The sequence below is a fragment of the Pengzhenrongella sp. genome (assembly GCF_036565025.1).
Taxonomy (GTDB): domain Bacteria; phylum Actinomycetota; class Actinomycetes; order Actinomycetales; family Cellulomonadaceae; genus Pengzhenrongella.
This window is the reverse complement of the sequence record NZ_DATCNW010000364.1, coordinates 12,376-30,750: the sequence shown is the minus strand read 5'-3', so window position 1 is coordinate 30,750 and position 18,375 is coordinate 12,376. Positions and strand designations below refer to the sequence as shown.

At 71.8% G+C, this 18,375-nt stretch carries 14 protein-coding genes; 3 read left to right on the top strand and 11 right to left on the bottom strand.

The window, feature by feature from the left end; all coding sequences use genetic code 11:
* Window positions 1-27 precede the first annotated feature (27 nt).
* Both VIM26_RS20790 and VIM26_RS20785 read right to left on the bottom strand, forming a co-directional pair.
* A complete protein-coding gene (locus tag VIM26_RS20790; RefSeq protein WP_331954810.1) occupies window positions 28-1,140 on the bottom strand; it encodes an alpha/beta hydrolase in 1,113 nt (370 codons plus the stop codon).
* Window positions 1,137-2,777: a succinic semialdehyde dehydrogenase gene (locus tag VIM26_RS20785; protein WP_331954808.1), complete on the bottom strand. Its 1,641-nt coding sequence runs from the start codon at window positions 2,775-2,777 to the stop codon at window positions 1,137-1,139. Before VIM26_RS20785 ends, VIM26_RS20790 begins: the two co-directional genes overlap by 4 nt.
* Before the next feature lie 129 nt (window positions 2,778-2,906).
* On the opposite strand from VIM26_RS20785, the gene VIM26_RS20780 reads away from it, so the two are divergent.
* Both VIM26_RS20780 and VIM26_RS20775 read left to right on the top strand, forming a co-directional pair.
* Window positions 2,907-4,130 carry an FIST signal transduction protein gene (locus VIM26_RS20780; protein WP_331954806.1) on the top strand — a complete coding sequence of 408 codons (1,224 nt, stop codon included), beginning with the start codon at window positions 2,907-2,909 and terminating at the stop codon, window positions 4,128-4,130.
* A 10-nt stretch (window positions 4,131-4,140) separates the two neighbouring features.
* On the top strand, window positions 4,141-6,444 hold the full coding sequence (locus VIM26_RS20775) for a bifunctional diguanylate cyclase/phosphodiesterase (protein ID WP_331954804.1): 2,304 nt from the start codon (window positions 4,141-4,143) through the stop codon (window positions 6,442-6,444).
* Window positions 6,445-6,471: 27 nt separating this feature from the next.
* Here the strand turns inward: VIM26_RS20775 and VIM26_RS20770 are convergent, their stop codons facing one another.
* The 6 genes from VIM26_RS20770 to VIM26_RS20745 all read right to left on the bottom strand — a co-directional run bounded on the left by VIM26_RS20770 (window position 6,472) and on the right by VIM26_RS20745 (window position 13,953).
* Window positions 6,472-7,512, bottom strand: coding sequence for a zinc-dependent dehydrogenase (locus tag VIM26_RS20770; protein WP_331954802.1), 1,041 nt, complete (start codon window positions 7,510-7,512; stop codon window positions 6,472-6,474).
* Between the two features lie 97 nt (window positions 7,513-7,609).
* Entirely contained in the window at window positions 7,610-8,050 is a 441-nt protein-coding gene (locus tag VIM26_RS20765) for a PTS sugar transporter subunit IIA (RefSeq protein WP_331954800.1), read from the bottom strand.
* A complete protein-coding gene (locus VIM26_RS20760; protein WP_331954798.1) occupies window positions 8,047-9,669 on the bottom strand; it encodes a PTS mannitol transporter subunit IICB in 1,623 nt (540 codons plus the stop codon). Before VIM26_RS20760 ends, VIM26_RS20765 begins: the two co-directional genes overlap by 4 nt.
* A 213-nt stretch (window positions 9,670-9,882) precedes the next feature.
* A complete protein-coding gene (locus tag VIM26_RS20755) occupies window positions 9,883-10,644 on the bottom strand; it encodes a DeoR/GlpR family DNA-binding transcription regulator (protein WP_331954796.1) in 762 nt (253 codons plus the stop codon).
* Window positions 10,645-11,392: 748 nt separating this feature from the next.
* Complete coding sequence (locus VIM26_RS20750) at window positions 11,393-12,361, bottom strand: hypothetical protein (RefSeq protein ID WP_331954794.1); 969 nt, start codon at window positions 12,359-12,361, stop codon at window positions 11,393-11,395.
* Between the two features lie 467 nt (window positions 12,362-12,828).
* Complete coding sequence (locus VIM26_RS20745) at window positions 12,829-13,953, bottom strand: GuaB3 family IMP dehydrogenase-related protein (protein WP_331954792.1); 1,125 nt, start codon at window positions 13,951-13,953, stop codon at window positions 12,829-12,831.
* A gap of 222 nt (window positions 13,954-14,175) precedes the next feature.
* On the opposite strand from VIM26_RS20745, the gene VIM26_RS20740 reads away from it, so the two are divergent.
* Window positions 14,176-14,901 (top strand): exonuclease domain-containing protein, encoded by a 726-nt coding sequence (locus VIM26_RS20740; protein WP_331954790.1) that lies wholly within the window; start codon window positions 14,176-14,178, stop codon window positions 14,899-14,901.
* A gap of 50 nt (window positions 14,902-14,951) precedes the next feature.
* Here the strand turns inward: VIM26_RS20740 and guaB are convergent, their stop codons facing one another.
* The 3 genes from guaB to VIM26_RS20725 form a co-directional block, all read right to left on the bottom strand.
* A complete protein-coding gene (gene guaB / locus VIM26_RS20735) occupies window positions 14,952-16,481 on the bottom strand; it encodes an IMP dehydrogenase (RefSeq protein WP_331954788.1) in 1,530 nt (509 codons plus the stop codon).
* Between the two features lie 71 nt (window positions 16,482-16,552).
* Window positions 16,553-17,233, bottom strand: coding sequence for a response regulator transcription factor (locus VIM26_RS20730; protein WP_331954786.1), 681 nt, complete (start codon window positions 17,231-17,233; stop codon window positions 16,553-16,555).
* A 148-nt stretch (window positions 17,234-17,381) separates the two neighbouring features.
* Window positions 17,382-18,344 carry a MerR family transcriptional regulator gene (locus tag VIM26_RS20725; RefSeq protein WP_331954784.1) on the bottom strand — a complete coding sequence of 321 codons (963 nt, stop codon included), beginning with the start codon at window positions 18,342-18,344 and terminating at the stop codon, window positions 17,382-17,384.
* Window positions 18,345-18,375 lie beyond the last annotated feature (31 nt).

Sequence of the window (18,375 nt, the reverse complement as noted above, 5' to 3'; positions counted from 1 at the left end):
GTCCTATAGGACGTCAGCGCTCGGACGTTAGGGTGCCTTTGGAATCTGTGCGGTGTGGAGGCGGGTGGCGAGGAAGGTGACGACCGTGGCCAGCGCGGGGGCTGGGTCTACACCGTCGAAGCAGTGGTCGGCGCCGGCGATCACCTCCAGGACGACGTCGGTTGCGCCCGCCCGGAGCAGGGCGTCACGGAGCCGCTCGCTCTGGTCCAGCGGGACGACGGAATCGCGGTCGCCGCTGATGAGCAGCATCGGCGGGGCGGACGACGTCGCGTGCGTCACCGGGGAGGCCGCGGTGGCCACGCTGGGGGCCTGCTCCGGCGTCGCGCCGAGGAACCGGGCCTCGGGCGCGTCGGGGATCTCCCCCGGCGGTAGCCCGAGGCTCGCGACCTGGGCCGTGAAGTCGGTGACGCCGTACAGGATCGCCGCGGCCTGCACGGCGCTGCTCGGCCCTCCTCCGGCGTCGCCGGGCACGCCGGGCACGCCGACGTGCCCCTCTCCAGCCGCGCCCACCCCGACGTTGCCCAAGGCAACCGTGCCCTCGAGCCTCGGCACGTCACCGGTCAGCGCGATCATGGCGGCGAGGTGCCCGCCGGCGCTCTCCCCGCTGACCCCGAGCCGGGCGGCGTCGATCCCCAGCACCTCGGCGTGAGTGCGCAGGAACCGCACCGCGGCCTTCAGGTCGTGCAGCGGCGCCGGGTAGCGGGCCTCGCCCGAGAGCCGGTAGTCCACGGTGGCCACCGCGAGCCCGGCGTCGACGAGGGAACCGAAGAGCAGGTCGACCGGCCAGTTCGGGGGCGTGAACCGGCGGTCCCCCACCTCCCAGCCGCCGCCGTGCACCCACATGACGCACGGCACCGGACCTGTCGCGCCGAACGGCACGTGCACGTCCATCAGCAGCGGACGGAACCCGCGCACCTCGGCGTAGACGATCCCGCGATGGCTCGTCGCGCCGCGCACGGTGGCCGGGACGTCGAGCGCCCCGAGCGAGCCGGTCGTCACCGCGATCCCGATCATCTCGGCCGACGCCGTCCCGTCCGCGGTCTCCCCGTTCGGCGCCAACCCTGCCGCCGACATCTCGGCCGCGACGACCTCGCCGGCGATCCCCTCGTGCGCGACCCCGCCAACCTCGGCCGCGCTCACGCGCGACCGACCGCCTTCAGCACGCGCAGCAGCCGCGTGAACAGCCGCGTCCACGTCGGCGCGGGCATCTCGTACAGCCTGCCCAGCCCGAACCCGCCGGCCCCGGGCACCAGCGGCACGCCGTGCGCGCCGCGCTGGACGGCGACCGTCTGCGTCCGGGTCACCTGCGCCATGCCCTCCGCGCCGTGCCTGGCCCCGAGGCCGGACGCCTTGCGACCGCCCTGCGGCGCGGCGACCGAGCCCCAGGCGGTCGCGTACCCCTCGTTGACGTTGACCGTCCCGGCCTCCACGCGCGCCGCGATCGAGCGGCCGCGGGCGGACGAACGGGTCCACACGCTCGCGTTCAGCCCGAACTCGGTGTCGTTCATGGCCGCGACGGCCTCGTCGTCGGACGCGACCCGGTACACGCAGACGACCGGCCCGAACGTCTCCTCCCGTGACGCCACGGCTTCGGGCGGGACGCCGTCGAGCACGGTCGGGGCGAAGAACAGCGGCCCCAGGTCCGGGCGGGCCGTCCCGCCGGCCAGCACCCGGGCGCCGTGCGCGACGGCGTCCTCGACGTGCTCCTCGACGATCGCGAGCTGCGCCGCGGAGGTGAGCGAACCGACGTCGGCGGTGTAGTCCAGGGCGCCGCCGAGGGTGAGCTCGCGCACCCGGCGCAGGAACACGGCCAGGAACTCCTCGGCGATCTCCTCGCGCACGTACAGCCGCTCGATCGACAGGCACAGCTGCCCGGAGCTCGAGAAGCACCCGCGGACCGCGCCCTCGGCGGCCACCTCGAGGTCCACGTCCTCGGTGACGTACATCGGGTTCTTGCCGCCCAGCTCCAGGCTCGCCCCGATCAGCCGCTGCCCCGCGCGCGCGGCGACCGCACGGCCGGTCTCGGTCGACCCGGTGAACAGCACGTGGTCGACGTTGTCGACCACCGCCTGCCCGATCTCCCTGCCGTCGCCCACGACCACCTGGAGCAGGTCGGCGGGCAGCCCGACGGCCTCGAGCTGCTCGACCCCCCACAGCGCGGTCAGGACGGTCTGCGTGTCGGGCTTGAGCACGACGGCGTTGCCCGCGACCAGGGCGGGCAGCACGTCGCCGATGGCGAGCGTGAGCGGGAAGTTGCTCGGCGCGATCACCCCGACGACGCCGACCGGGTGCCGCAGCACGGTCGCGCCGGTGAGCAGCGGCAGCAGCCCGGCGACCCGGCGCGGGGCCAGGTAGCCCGCCGCGCGCCGGCCGTAGTGCCGCGCGACGAGGGCGATGTCGACGACCTCCTCGAAGGCGCCGGTGCGCGCCTTGCCCGACTCGAGCTGGATGAGGTCGATGACGTCCGACTGGTGCGCCAGCACGATGTCGTGGAACCGCAGCAGGATCGCCGCCCGCTCACGGACGGGCGTGCGCGCCCACGGCCGCTGGGCCGCGCGGGCCCGCCGGGCGGCCCGGGCGACGTCGTCGGGCGTGGACAGCGGGACCGCGGCGAGCGGCCCTCCGGTGAAGGGCGCGTGCGTCGTGGTGGACCGCGCGCCGGGCGAGGTGGCGATCCGCCCGAGCAGGGCCCGCACGTCGTCGGGCTCGAGCACGTACGTCGCCCGGGGGTCGGTCTCGGGATCGATGAGCTGATGCGGGCGGGGATCGGACGTCATGTCAGTCAGGCTACGACGCCGCGAACGGTCCGTGCAGTCGAGTGGTGCGCGGGTCGAACTGCTCACCTGGCAGGCCGCCGGGCCGATACGACAGGCAGTCCTAGTTCCGCACGCTTGGAGGCTCCTGCGATGACGACCCTCACCCCCGCCACGGTTCCGGCAGGTCTTGCCGAGGCTCCCCCGACGGCACGGCGCTGGCTCGGGAACGGCCGCAGCGTCAAGGCCGACGCCCGGACTGCCGGCGCGCAGGCGGCGTCCACGGCCCTGGCGGGCCGAACCGCGTCCCTCGTCATCGTCTTCTGCCCCGTCTCGATGGACCTCGAGGCGATGCTCGACGGCGTGCGGTCCGAGGCCGGCGACGTGCCGCTGATCGGGTGCACCGGGAACCCGCTGTTCACCGGGGACACCACCACGGAACCCTCCGTGGCGGTCAGCGCGCTGGGCGGCGACGGCTTCGAGGTCGCCGTGAGCGTCGCGTTGAACGTCACGGCCGGGCAGCGTGCGGCGGGTGTGCAGGTCGCCGAGCCGGTCGCGACGCTGACTCGCGAGCACCAGGTGCTGCTCATGCTGTGCGACGGTCTCGCCGGTGACGGGCACGAGGTCGTGCGCGGCGCCTACAGCGTGGTCGGCGCGAGCGTCCCGCTGGTCGGCGGATGCGCCGCCGACGACCTGGCCATGGTCGAGACCTTCCAGTTCTACTCCGACGCCGACGGCGTGCATGTCGTCAGCGACGCGTTGGTCGCCGCGGCGATCGGCTCGGACGCACCGATCGGGGTCGGGGTCGCGCACGGGTGGCACCGGGTCGGTGAGCCCATGCTCGTCACCGAGAGCGCCGACGGCCTGGTCCGCACGCTCGACGGCGAACCGGCCCTGGACGTGTTCCTGGACCGGACCGACGCCCCGCCGTCCATCATCTCGGACGCCAAGGCGTTCCAGACCTTCTGCCTGCAGCACCCGTTCGGCATCTCCCGGCGCGACAACGAGGACCTGCGCTGCGTCACCGACGGAAACCCCGAGAACGGGTCGCTCATCTGCCTGGTGGACGTGCCGCAGGGCGCGCTGATCTGGATGATGGAGCCCAGGGCGGACAGCCTGATCGCGTGCGTCGACGACGCGTTCGACGATGCGCTCGCCCCGCTGGACGGCCAGCAGCCGCTCGGTTTCCTCGCGTTCGACTGCATCGCGCGCCATGCCGTCATCGGCGCCGACGGGATGGCCGGCGAGCTCGACCGCCTGGTGGATCGAGCGACTGGCGCCCCCCTGACGGGGTTCGTCACCTACGGCGAGGTCGCTCGAATCCGGGGCTCGCGCGGAATGCACCAGCTGACCCTGGTGCTGGTCGCCTTCGCGTGAGGAGGGTCCGGTGGTGGGCCACTGGTCGATTCACCAGCTGACCGAGTACTTCGATGCGGTGATCTCCAAGGACGACGAGTACCCCGCGGCGCTGGTCGCGGTCGAACGCGCCGCCGAGGCGTTGGGCGCCGAGCTCGGCGCCCTGGTGCGCGACGACGAGGTGCTGACCTGCGTCGGCGTCGGCCGGGCAGCCCCGCCGGTCGACGCCCTCACCCGCGCCGCGGCCGGTTCGGTCATGATCGACGTGCCGCGCCTCGGGCTGCTGCACTCCGCTGCCGCGCGCCTGGACGGCGACTTCGCGGGCCACCTCGTCGTCGGCCGCATCGACGAGGAGTTCAACGGCGAGGAACGCCAGCTCCTGCGGGGCATGGCCAGCATCCTCGGTCTCGCGCTGCGCAGCCTGCGCACGCTGCAGACCGAGCGGACCCTGCGCACCGAGCGCGAGCGCGAGGCCGCCGAGCGGCTACGACTTCTCGACACCCTCGGCCGGCGGCAGCAGCTGCTCGAGTCCCTGCTCACGATCCAGCGCGCCATCTCGCACCGCGCGCCCCTGCAGACCGTGCTCGACGCCGTCACCGCGGGCGCGGCCCAGCTCCTGGACGACGCGTTCGTCACGCTCGTGGTGACCGACCCGGTCGACGGCCGGCACCGGGTCGTCTCCGCGCAGGCGCCGCCGGACGACCTGCGCGACCATGACGTGCTCGTGATGGCCGCCGCCGCGCAGTCGGCGTCGGTCGACGGCGTGGTCCGCGTGGACGGAGCGGGCGGCATGACCGCGCTGGCGGCACGCGTGCACATCGAGGGCAACACGACCGGCAGCCTGGTGACGGTCGCTCTCCCGCACGCCGAGCGCCTCGGCGAGCTCCGCGAGCTGCTGGTCGCGTTCGCCGAGCAGGCGAGCCTCGCGCTGACCGACGCCCGGACGGTCGAGGCGATGCGCGACGCGTTCCACGACTCGCTCACGGGCCTGCCCAACCGCTCGCTGTTCCTGGAGAGCCTCAACAGCGCGCTGCAACGCGCGACCCGACAGCGTTCGCAGGTCACGGTCCTGTTCATCGACCTCGACCGGTTCAAGGACGTCAACGACAGCCTCGGGCACGCAGCCGGCGACGAGCTGCTGGTCTGCGTGGCCGGGCGCATCCGTTCCTGCCTGCGCGGGGAGGACTCCGCGGCCCGGCTCGGCGGGGACGAGTTCGCGGTGCTGCTCGAGCGGACGACCGGGGACGACGCCGGCTGGCTCGTCGCCTCGCGCATCATCAAGTCACTGCTCGATCCGATCCCGCTGTCGGGTCGCGAGGTGTTCGCGTTCGCGAGCATCGGTATCGCGTCGAGCGACGAGGCCGCGCGGACGGCCGACGACCTGCTGCGCAACGCCGACGTCGCGATGTACAGCGCCAAGCGCAGCGGGACCCGCCGGGCGCACCAGTACGAGTCGAGCATGCACACGCATACGCTGCACGGTCTCGAGCTGCGCGGCGACCTGTCCCACGCGGTGCGCCGCGGCGAGCTCCGCCTGCAGTACCAGCCGCTGGTCGACCTGACCACGGGCGCACCCGTCGCGGTCGAGGCGCTGGTCCGCTGGGATCACCCGAGCCTCGGGCCGGTGCCCCCGAACGTCTTCATCCCGATCGCCGAGCGGAACGGGATCATGTCCGAGATCGGCGAGTGGGTGCTGCGCCGCAGCTGCGAGCAGGCCGCGGCCTGGCGCGCGGGCGACCTGCCCGACCTGCAGATCAGCGTGAACATCTCGGCCCGGCAGTTCGACGAGCCGACCTTCACGGACGTCGTCGCCCGCGTGCTGCGCAGCACCGGTCTGCCGGCGTCGGCGCTCACCCTCGAGGTCACCGAGTCGGCCCTGATGACGGACCCGGACCGGACGCTCGAGGCGCTCGCGCCGTTGAAGGCGCTGGGGGTGCGCCTGGCGATCGACGACTTCGGCACCGGCTACTCCTCGCTCGCCTGGCTGCAGCGGTTTCCCGCCGACCAGCTCAAGATCGACAAGGCGTTCATTGACTCGATCGCGGCGTCGGCGGAGGGCATCGCGATCGTGCACGCCATCGTCGAGCTGGCCCGCACGCTCAAGCTCGAGACGGTGGCCGAGGGCATCGAGACCCTGCCGCAATGGAGCCGCCTGCAGGAGCTCTCGTGCGATCTCGGGCAGGGCTACCACTTCGCCCGTCCCCTCGCGGTCGACGCCGTCGTGGCGTTCTTCGCGGCGTCGGCCCTCGCCTCGGTGCAGCTCCCGGCGATCCCGGCCCTCCCGGAGCAGAACGCGGACGAGCCCCGCTCCCGGACGCCACAGCTGCGTCCGTGAGCGGGGCTCGGGCCCTGCGGCGGCCGACTACGGCTCGATGGTGACCTTGATCGCCTCGCCGCGGGAGACGATGCCGATGCCCTCGAGCACCTGCTCCAGCGGAAGGCGGTGCGTGATCAGGTCGAGCACCGGCACGCTACCGTCCGCGATCATGGCCAGCGCGCGCTTGTTGTGGGTCGGGCTGGACCCGTTCGCGCCGATGATCATGAGCTCGCGGTAGTGGACCAGGTTCGAGTCCAGCGTGATGGTCGGCTTGTCCTTCGGCAGCCCGCCGAAGAAGCTGATCCGGCCCTGGCGCGCGACCATCTGGAGCGCCTGCTCCTGGGCCACGCCCGACGCCGCCGCCGTGATGACGACGTCCGCGCCGCGACCGTCGGTGAGCTTGCGGACGGCCTCGATGGGGTCCTCCTCGGCGGCGCAGATCGCCGCGTCGGGGTTCACCAGGTTGGCTGCCATGTCGAGCCGCTCGCGGGAGAGCTCGACCAGGAAGACCCGGCCCGCACCCTTGGACTTCGCGACCCGCACGTGCAGGCAGCCGATCGGCCCGGAGCCGATGACGACGACGACGTTCCCCGGCTCGATACGCACGAGCTCCTGGGCGTTGATCGCGCACGCGAGGGGCTCCGCGACGGAGGCCTCGGCGTAGCTGACGCCCTCGGGGATCCGGTTCAGGCCGTCGACGGCGAGGACCGTGGAGGGGACGACCATGAACTCGGCGAAGCCGCCGTCGAACTGGTAGCCCATCGACGTCTGGTTCGGGCAGATCGTCATGCGGCCGGCCAGGCACTCGCGGCACTTGCCGCACGGGATCGCGGCGATGACCTGGACGCGGTCGCCCGCGGCCCAGCCCTTGACATCGGCGCCGACCTCGACGACCTCACCGGCGATCTCGTGACCCATCACGCGCGGGGGCGTGATGTTCTGGTGTCCGAAGCGCGAGATCTTCACGTCGGTGCCACAGGCCGAACAGGCGCGGACGCGGATCTTCACGTCCCCCGCTCCGGGAGTGGGCTCGGGAGCGTCCTCGATGCGGATGTCCTCGGGGGCGTGGAATCGTGCGACTCTCATGACTCTCCTTGCGTTGGTGTGGCCATGCGGAGGGGGCCCAGCTCGGGTTCCTCCGAAGTGCGCAGCGCGTGAGCGCGCGTGGGTGGACGGGTTCTCCTCAGTCGTTGAGGTCCTTGAGCTCCCCGTACAGCTCCTCGACGGTGGTCGAGTCGATGAGCTTTTGGGCCTCGTCCATGTCGGAGAAGATGACCGCGATCTTCGACAGGATGCCGAGGTGCTCGTTGCCGACGCCTGCGATCCCGACGACGCAGCGCACGTCCTGCCCCTTCCCGTTCCAGTCGATCGGGTTGGCGTAGCGGACGAAGGAGAGTGCCGAGCGCAGGATGGTCTCCTTCGCGTCGTTCGTGCCGTGCGGGATCGCCAGGAAGTTGCCCATGTAGGTCGAGACGGTCTTTTCCCGCTCGAACATCGCGTCGACGTAGTCCACCGTCACCGCGCCCGCCTTGACGAGCAGGTCGCCGGCCTCCTGGATCGCCTCCTCCCGCGTGGTCGCGGTGCCCGCCGCGCTGATCAGCTCGGGCGTCAGGATCTCGCTCATGCGTGGTCTCCGTTCGGCCGCTCGCGGGAAGCGATGACTTCCGCAACGACCTGGTCGTATACCGGGCTGTTCATGAAGTTGTCGACCGTCATGTGCACCGAGCTGGGTGCGCTCCGCCGCGCCCGATCGGTCAGCTGAGCCTGGCTGATCACGATGTCGGCGTCGTCGTGGAGGTTGGCGACCGCCATGTTCACGACCGAGACGCCCTCGATGCCGGCCTTCTTCAGCTTGGACTTCAGGACGCTAGCGCCCATCACGCTCGAGCCCATCCCCGCGTCGCAGGCGAAGATGATGCTCTTGATCGGTCGCGTCAGCACGGCCGTGTCGCCGCTGGCGGGCGCCGGGGCGGGGGCAGTGGGGGCACTGGTCGCACCCGTCGCGAGACCGCCGAGGACGGAGCTGCTCTTGCCCTTGTTGGCCTCGGTCCGGGCGACCGCGGCCGCGAGGTCGCCGCCGCCGGCCTCGAGGTCACGCTTGCGGGAGGCCCGCAGGATGACGGAGCTGACGAGGAACGACACGGCCGCCGAAAGAATCACCGACAGGGCCACGCCGATGAAGTTGCCCCGGGGCGTCTGGGCGAACACCGCGAAGATGCTGCCGGGTGCGGCAGGTGCTCGCAGTCCGGTACCGAGCACCTGGTTGGTGGCGACCCCGGTCATTCCGCCGGCGATCACGCCGAAGATGAGCATCGGCTTCATGAGCACGAACGGGAAGTACACCTCGTGGATCCCGCCGAAGAACTGGATGATGATCGCGCCGGGCGCGGAGGCCTTGGCAGCCCCGATCCCGAAGAGCATGTACGCGAGAAGCAGGCCGAAGCCGGGGCCAGGGTTCGCCTCGACGAGGAAGAGCAGCGACTTGCCCGAGTCGATGGTCTGCTGGACGCCGAGCGGCACGAGAACGCCGTTGCCGATCGCGTTGTTCAGGAAGAGCACCTTCGCGGGTTCCACGATGACGCTCATCAGCGGCAGCAGGTGCGCGTCGGCGAGCGACTGGACGCCGCTACCGAGAACCTTGCTGATCTGCGTCACGAATGGCGCGACCCCGAAGAACGCGCCGATCGCGAGCCCCATGCCGACGATGCCGGCCGAGTACATGTTGACCAGCATCTCGAAGCCGGGGCGGATCTTGCCGTCCCAGAGCTTGTCCAGGTGCATCATGAGCCAGCCGGCCAGCGGGCCGACGATCATGGCGCCGAGGAACATGGGGACCGTGCTGCCCAGGATGACGCCCATGCAGGCGATCGAGGCGACCACGCCACCGCGCTCGCCGTAGATCATCCGGCCGCCCTGGTTGGCGATGAGCAGCGGCAGCAAGTACACGATCATCGGGCCGACGAGCCCGAGGTACTGGTGGAAGGTGGTGCCGTCGGCATTCGCCGCGAGGGCGGTGGCCGCACCCTGCCAGCTGCCGGCCGCGTCGGCGTTGCCGAAACCGCCGAGGATGCCGTTGGGCGTCCACCCCTTGGCGATGAACAGCGAGGTGATCAGGCCCCACGCGACGAACGCGGGGAGGTTCGGCATGATCATGCCGGTGAGGAAGGCCCCGAACCGCTGGACGTGGACCTGAGCGGCCTTGGCCCCAGTCCGGCTCGGAGGACTTGCTGCCACTGTTGTCATCATTGACACGCTTTCTCTTCGATCGTTCGACGTTGACGCTTCGAATCGGTGCTGTGGCGGGTCGGTGACCCGGAGAACCACGACGGGCTATTGCGATGTGCGCCGGTCGTGGAGGCGGCGATCAGGGCGACGCGGGTTCTGGGTTCCCTACGGTGCCGGGCGGGGCGCGGGTGGTATGTACTCGCTCATTCGGCGACCCCTTTGTCGTGTCGGTCATGCGCGCACCACAACCGGTCCGGCGGCCTCGACCTCGCCCGCGAGCTCTTCGTCGAGATCGCTGTCCGTGATCAACGTGTCCACTTCGGACAGCGGCGCCACATGGGCGAAGTAGGACCGGCCGATCTTGGTGTGGTCGGCCAGCACGACCGTGCGACGAGCCGCCGCGACCATGGCGCGCTTGACGGCCGCCTCGGCGAGGTCGGGCGTGGTGAGGCCGTGCTCGACGGTCAGCCCGTTCGTGCCCATGAAGGCGACGTCCGGGTGGATGTCGGCCATCGCCCGCAGCGCCCAGCCCCCGACGGCGGCGAAGGTCCGCAGCCGGATAGTGCCGCCGAGGATGTGCAGGGTGATGTTCTGCCGTCCCGCGAGCATCATGGCCACGGGGAGGGCGTTCGTGACGACGGTGAGCTCGCGGTCGCCCGGCAGCAGCTCGGCGAGGCGGACGGTCGTGGTGCCGGCGTCGATGATGATCGCGCCACCGTCCGGGAGCTCGTCCAGCGCGGCCTTGGCGATCCGTTCCTTCTCGGCGGCCAGCAGGGTGTCGCGGTCCGCGAGCCCCTGCTCGAAACCGAGCCGCTCGACCGGGATCGCTCCGCCGTGCACGCGGCGGACCAGGCCGTGGCGTTCGAGGGCGGTCAGGTCGCGGCGGACGGTCTCGGGAGTGACGCCCAGATCGCGGGCAAGCGCAGCAACATCGACTCTGCCCTCGGCGCGTGCCGTGGCGAGGATCTGCTGGTTGCGCTCCGGTGCGTACACATCGACCCCATCGTCTCGACTTGGCTCGCCGTCATCAGCGAATGCCTTGTTAATGAACGTTTTACCCCCATCCGACTGCTGAGTCAAACCTTTTCGGACACGATCGGATACAAACAAGCCGAGATGCAGACACAAACGGGCATTTTCTTCCGCGTCGGAACAATCTCCCGACGGTGCCGACCGCGCAGAACGAGTCCATCGAGAGGCGAGTTCGCCATTCCGTGTCGAGTTCGCCGGTCGAAACCGGCGAGCTCGACGTCAAACCGGCGAACTCGAGGCCTGGCCGGCCTCGCTCGAGGCCGGGCCTGGGCTCGTGGCCGGGCCTGCCGGGCTCGTGGCCGGATCTCGCCTGCAGAGCGACGTCGCGACGGTGCCTGCCCCGGTGGGTCATCTGCCTGGCACGCTCGAGGCCGGGCTGCCCGGCCGACACTCGTCCGCGGCGGGCCTCAACGGCCCGGTGGCCGACGCGCCGCGCTCTGTGCAGGGCTCTGTGCAGCGAACGTGCACCCCTGGTGCTGTTTGGCTGCACGGAGCGCTGCACTGAGCGCCGCACCGCGCGCTTCAGGACGCGAGAGCGCAGCTCACGGGCCCGCCGGATCGAGTCGGCCACCCGGTTGAGAGGGCTCCCCCACGTTGCCCTGGCGGCCGGCGGCCTCTTATCACTCGGCAGATGAAGCGCTCTTCATGTCCGCCCCGGACGTTGCCTGGCGGCCGGCGGCCTCTGCATCACTCGCAGATGAAGCGAGCCTCAGATCCGGCCCGGCCCTCGCGGAGTCATTATGACGTCGGGACGCGGCAGGCCGGCCCGCGCCAAATGCGCCCGTTCGATCCTTTCGAGCACCTGCCGGCCGTTCGTCTGAATCTCGTGCGGCGTCACGGCAAGGCGGCTGATCCCGTACTCGGCGAAGATGCTGTCGACACGCACGGTCCGGTCCCAGTCCGAGCGCGAGGAGTGGAACTGGGCCGAGTGCACCTGGACGGCAAGCCCGACGTCGTCGAACCATGCGTCCGGAGCGGGAAGGACCGTGCCGTCCGCGGCTCGGAGCTCCGGGTTCGGCCAGGCGGCCGGAAGCACCTGACTGGTGGCGACCAGGTCGAGCAGGTCGACCTCGGCGACCGACCACGCACCCGTGCGGGCCGTCGCGAGCGCCCGGCGGAGGATGCCTGAACCGTTCTGCCTCCCGGCGCCGAGCTCATGCTCGAGCTCCTGCGGCCGCACCAGTTTCCGCTGGAGCGCTTCGATCACGACGGCGTCCGCGACCCGCTGGGACCTCGCCGCGCGCACGGCGTCCGCGACGGCTCGTGGCAGCGGCGCAAGCCGGACGATTCCATCGCAGACCGCGGCCGGGGCGATTCGTCGGCTCCGAGTCACGATGACGAATCCAGATCCGCGCGACGCCTGATTCACCGGGACCTGCATGTGGATCCGACCGTCGTCGACGACCGCGGTGATCCCGTGCCATCTCGCGGCCGAGCCGCCGCTCACCCGAGCGTCCGGACCGCACATCAGCTGCGCCGCGACCAGCAGCTGATCGGGAGCCAGGGTCCCGGTGAACAGCGCAACGACACCGGGAAGCACGTGCCGCCACGATCTGAGCGCTCTGTGTCGCAACGCCGCCGGGGAGATGCCGGCTGCCGTGAGCTGTCGGCGCGTGACGAGTCCTCGCTGGATGCCCGCGATCGAGATAAGTTCGGGTGGGATGTCGGCTGAGCCCATGCGTGCAGATTGCCGTCGCGCACGGATCCGTGCACCCGGCCGGGCACCGGACGGGGGACAGGCCGTGAATTCTCGTGGCTGAGGGTGGGGCATGTGCTCGGTCAATTCCCACGATTCGGCGGAACGGCGCCTCGTCCGGCTGGATCGAGGTCCTCTGTGCAGCGCTCTGTGCAGCGAATGTGCACCCCTGGTGCTGTTTGGCTGCACTGAGGGCTACACAGAGACACAAAAGGATCGCCCGCCGGCTCGAGGCCGACGGGCGATCTGTCAGTGCTGGGTCAGCGCGGAGGCTGGGGTCAGCGCGCGGGCTGGATCGACGCGCGAACTGGGTCAGCACGCGCGATGGGTCAACGGGCGGGCTGGGTCAGCACGCGGGCTGGGTCAACAGGCGGGCTGGGTCAGCACGCGCGATGGGTCAACGGGCGAACTGGGGTCAGCGCGCGAACCGGATCAACGGGCCCGCTGAGTCAGTGCGGCTGGTACGGGGAGACGACGACCTCGACGCGCTGGAACTCCTTGACGTCGGAGTAGCCCGTCGTCGCGAGGGCGCGCTTGAGGGCACCGATGAGGTTGAGCGTGCCGTCGGCCTGGCGGCCCGGGCCGAACAGGATTTCCTGGAGCGAGCCGGCGGAGCCCACCTCGACCCGCTCGCCGCGGGGCAGCGAGGGGTGGTGCGCCTCGGAGCCCCAGTGCCAGCCGCGCCCGGGAGCCTCGGTCGCGCGGGCCAGGGCGGCACCGAGCATGACCGCGTCGGCCCCGCACGCGACGGCCTTGACCAGGTCGCCCGAGCGCCCGACGCCGCCGTCGGCCACGACGTGCACGTAGCGGCCGCCGGACTCGTCCAGGTAGTCCTTGCGGGCCGCCGCGACGTCGGCCACTGCGGTCGCCATCGGCGCGTGGATGCCGAGCGAGACACGCGTGGTGTGCGCGGCGCCGCCGCCGAAGCCGACGAGCACCCCGGCCGCGCCGGTGCGCATGAGGTGCAGCGCGGCGGTGTAGGTCGAGGCGCCGCCGACGATCACCGGGACGTCGAGCTGGTAGATGAAGCGCTTGAGGTTGAGCGGTTCGGTGCGACCCGAGACGTGCTCGGCGGACACGGTCGTGCCGCGGATCACGAACAGGTCGACGCCCGCGTCGACGACGGTCTGGGAGAACTCCTGCGTGCGCTGCGGCGAGAGCGCCCCGGCCACGGTGACACCCGCCGCGCGCACCTCCTTCAGGCGCTGGGTGATCAGCTCGGCCTTGATCGGCTCCGCGTACAGCTCCTGCATCCGAGAGGTCGAGCGCACCGGGTCGAGCGTCGCGATCTCCGCGAGCAGCGGCTCGGGATCGTCGTACCGCGTCCAGAGCCCCTCGAGGTCGAGGACTCCGAGGCCCCCGAGGCGGCCCAGCGCGACGGCGGTCGCCGGGCTCATCACGGAGTCCATCGGCGCCGCCATCACGGGCAGGTCGAAGTGGTAGGCGTCGATCTGCCACCCGACGGAGACTTCCTCCGGGTCCCGCGTGCGCCGCGAGGGCACCACGGCGACGTCGTCGAAGGAGTAGGCGCGCCGTCCGCGCTTGCCACGACCGATCTCGATCTCGTTGCTCACCCGCCCAGTTTACCGGCGGCGCGCGGGGGCCGAGCCGGGCGACGCGTCCGACGGCGGTCCGGAGCCGGTCCGGCAGACGTCCGACGCCGGTCCGGCCGACCTGCGACACCGGTCCGGAAGACCTCCGGCGCCCGGTCCGACGGCCCCGGACGCGCGTCGGTCCCGGGCTGCGTGGGTGGCAAATGGGACGCTGCGGTCCGAAGGCAACCAGGAGGTAACGCAATGAGCTGGATCGATGGGCCGCTGTTGGGGTTCGACACCGAGACGACCGGGATCGACGTCGACGCCGACCGCATCGTCTCCGCGGCCCTGGTGCGTCGCGACGCGTCGGGCACCCATGTGCGGACCTGGCTCCTCGACCCGGGGGTGGACATCCCCGAGGCCGCGAGCGCGATCCACGGCATCACGACGCAGTACGCGCGGGCCAATGGCGAGCCGGCCGCCCTCGCGCTCAACGAGCTGGCCTCGGTGCTCGCCGAGGCGATCGCCGCCGGGGTTCCGGTCGTCGCCTACAACGCGACCTTCGATCTGTGCATCCTCGACGCGGAGCTCCGCCGGCACGGCCTGGCGACGCTCGCCGAGCGGCTCGGTCGCGACGTCGTGCCGGTGATCGACCCGCTCGTGCTCGACCGTGCCGCCGACCGGTACCGCTCGGGCAAGCGCAAGCTCGTCGACCTGTGCGCGTTCTACGACATCACCGACACCGGCCGGCTGCACACCGCCGACGTCGACGTGGTGGCGACCCTCGACGTGCTCGCGGCCATCGTGGTCCGCTACCCGGACCTCGGCGCGCTCGCGCTCGGCCCCCTGCACGAGCACCAGGTGACCGCCCACCGCGCGTGGGCCGAGGGCTTCAACGCATGGCGCACGAGCAAGGGCCTGACCGGCCCGGGCGCCGAGATCGGCTGGCCGGACCGGCGGATTCTCGTCGACCAGTCCGCGGACTGACGCCGGCCGCCCCCGCAGGGACGCTCGCTCGCGCCACCCGAGCCGTTCGCTCAGCGCGAGCTGTAGTTCGGGGCCTCGATCGTCATCTGGATGTCGTGCGGGTGCGACTCCTTGAGCCCGGCCGGCGTGATGCGCACGAACTGGCCGCGGTCCTGCAGCTCGGGGATCGTGCGCGCCCCGACGTAGAACATCGACTGGTGCAGCCCGCCGACGAGCTGGTGGGCGACCGCGCGCAGCGGGCCGCGGAACGGCACCTGGCCCTCGATCCCCTCCGGCACGATCTTCTCGTCGTTGGTCACGTCCGCCTGGAAGTACCGGTCCTTGGAGTAGGACACCCGGCCGCGCGAGGCCATCGCGCCGAGCGAACCCATGCCGCGGTAGTGCTTGTACTGCTTGCCGTTGACGAACACGAGGTCCCCCGGGCTCTCCTCGCAGCCCGCGAGCAACGAGCCGAGCATCACGGAGTCCGCCCCGGCGACGAGCGCCTTGGCGATGTCGCCCGAGTACTGCAGGCCGCCGTCGCCGATCAGCGGGACGCCGGCCGGCTTCGTGGCCTTGGCGGCCTCGTAGATCGCGGTGATCTGCGGGACGCCGACGCCGGCGACGACGCGGGTGGTGCAGATCGAGCCCGGTCCGACGCCGACCTTGACGCCGTCGGCGCCCGCGTCGACGAGCGCCTGCGCCCCGGCCCGGGTCGCGATGTTCCCGCCGATGACCTCGACGCCGCGGGCGGCGGGGTCGGTCTTGAGGCGGTGGATCATCGCCAGCATCGCCTGGGCGTGCCCGTGCGCGGTGTCCACCACGATGATGTCGACGCCGGCCTCGATCAGCGCGATCGCGCGCTCCCACGCGTCCCCGAAGAAGCCGACGCCGGCCGCGACCCGCAGCCGACCCTCGTCGTCCTTCGTCGCGTTCGGGAACTGCTCGGTCTTGACGAAGTCCTTGACGGTGATCAGGCCGGCGAGCCGCCCGGCGGAGTCCAGCAGCGGGAGCTTCTCGATCTTGTGCTTGGCGAGCAGCGCGGCGGCGTCGTCGCGCGTGATGCCGACCGGCGCGGTGATCAGCGGCATCGGCGTCATGATCTCGCGGACCCGGCGGTGCGCGAAGTCGCTCTGCGGCACGAAGCGCAGGTCGCGGTTGGTGATGATGCCGATCAGGGTCCGGTTCCCGTCGATGACCGGCAGGCCGGAGACGCGGTACTTGCCGCACAGCTGGTCGAGCTCGGCCAGGGTGGCCTCGGGGCCCACCGTCACGGGGTCGGTGATCATGCCCGACTCGGAGCGCTTGACCAGGTCGACCTGGTGCGCCTGGTCGGCGATCGACAGGTTGCGGTGCAGCACGCCGATCCCGCCCTGGCGGGCCATCGCGACGGCCATCCGAGCCTCGGTGACCGTGTCCATGGCCGCAGAGAGCAGCGGGACGGCGACCGAGATGTTGCGGGTCAGCCGCGTCGTGGTGTCCACCTCGGACGGGACGACGTCGCTCTCACCGGGGAGCAGCAGGACGTCGTCGTACGTCAGTCCGATGAGGGCGAACGGGTCGTGGGGAACGTTCGATCCGGGTGTGCCGAGCTCGGTCATCGAACGATCTTACGCGTGAGGCGCCGCGGATCAGGTCGTCGCGGCCACGTCGTGAGGCACGTCACCGACGACTAGCGGATCAGGCCCCGCCGGAGCCCGATGGCAACCGCCTGGGCGCGGTCGGACGCCCCCAGCTTGCGGAACAGCCGGCGCGCGTGGGTCTTGACGGTGTCCTCCGAGAGGAACAGACCGGCGCCGATCTGCGCGTTCGTCCGCCCATGACTCATCCCACCGAGCACCTCGAGCTCGCGCCGGGTCAGCTCGATCGGCACCATGCCGTCCGCGCTCACCCGCGGACTCGTCTCGAGCTGGGCGGCCACGGCCACGTTCCCGGTTGCCATCCCGGACGCCATCATCCGCTCCGGTCGCGCGGACTGCGCGGGCACGCTGCTCCCGAGGACGTGCGCGGCGACGGCGGCCAGCTCGGAACGGCCGACGTCGGGCGCGAGGAACCCGCGGGCCCCCAGCGCGATGGCCCGGTCGAGGGCGATCTCGTCGCCCGGCTGGGCCAGCATCACGATCACGGCGCCGATGTTCATCAGGCGCAGCCGCCGGATCGCCTCGACCGGCCCGGTACCGGGCAGGTGGGCGTCGAGCAGCACCATCGCGGGCGACTGGCGTCGCGCGAGGACCAACAGCTCCTCGCCCGAGGCCGCGAGGCGCGCCGGAGCCAGGGCCGGCAGCCCGTAGGCAGCCGCAACAAGCCGTTCGCGCACGACCGCCGAGCCGTGGCACACAATGACTCCTGCCATCTCTTCGCTACCTCCCTCCGCCTGGGTGCACCGGCTGCGGTGCTCATTCTCATCCAATGTTCACTATCGACGCGCCATCGACGAAGATGAGGGTGGGAACGGGGTGAATCGACGGGATCCGGATCGAAATGCCGCAAACTAGGGCATATCACTCGCCGATCGCAAGGATTTCCCGCAGCAGACCGGCGAAGTTGCTGGCCAGCCGCACCGCGGGGGCCAGGCGCAGGGCGGACTCGGCGCGCCCCTCCCCCAGCCCGACGAAGAGCGGAAGGTCGGGTTCGGCGGCGGTCAGCTCGGCCAGCACGGTCAGGTCCGGGTCCGCATGCTCGCTGAGCAAGACGACCGCGACCGGGCGCGACATCGCCACCAGCTCGAGCACCCGGCGCGGGTCCACCGGCCCGGTGACGACGCGGGCCTCCATACCCTCGTCGGCGAGCGCCGCGGCGAGCACGTGCAGCACGAGGGGGCGCCGCTCGCGCGGCGGGGCGAGCAGCAGCGCGAGGCGATGCCCGACGCCGGGGCGGACGCCGTCGGGCACCCGGCGCGCGGCCAGGACCGCGAGCGCCGCGGTGTCCAGCACCCATTCCGGGTCCTCGCCCGGCCGTGCCAGCTCGGTGCGCGCCGCGAGGCTCGAGCGCGCGGGCTCGAGCAGCTCGGTCCACCAGGTCGCGACATCGACCGCTGCGGCGCCGAGCAGGCGTCGGCAGCCGCGATCGTCGTCGTGCAGGGCCGCCTCGACGAGCAGCCCGGGTCTGGCGATCTCGTCCCGCCTCGCCCCCGCGCGCCGGGCGGCACCGGGGGCGCGGCCCCGGACCCGGTCCATCGCCCGGGCCGAGCGTGCGGCGTCCACCGGCGCGACACCGTCGATCGTCAGTCGGCGCATCACGAGCAGCCGGGCGACGTCCTCGATCGTGTACCTGCGGTGGGAGCCCGCGGTGTGCGCTGACGGCCCGAGCCCGTAGCGGCGGTCCCAGGTCCGCAGCGTCGCGGGGGCCACCCCGAGCCGGCGAGCGACGGCTGCGACGGCGAGCGCCGGCGGCTCGGGACCCGCTCCCGAGCGCTCCGTGGCGACCCGGTCGGCGTCGCTCACCCGGGGCCGGGCGACCTTCATGGAATCGATTCTGCCGGTCCCGCGGACAGCA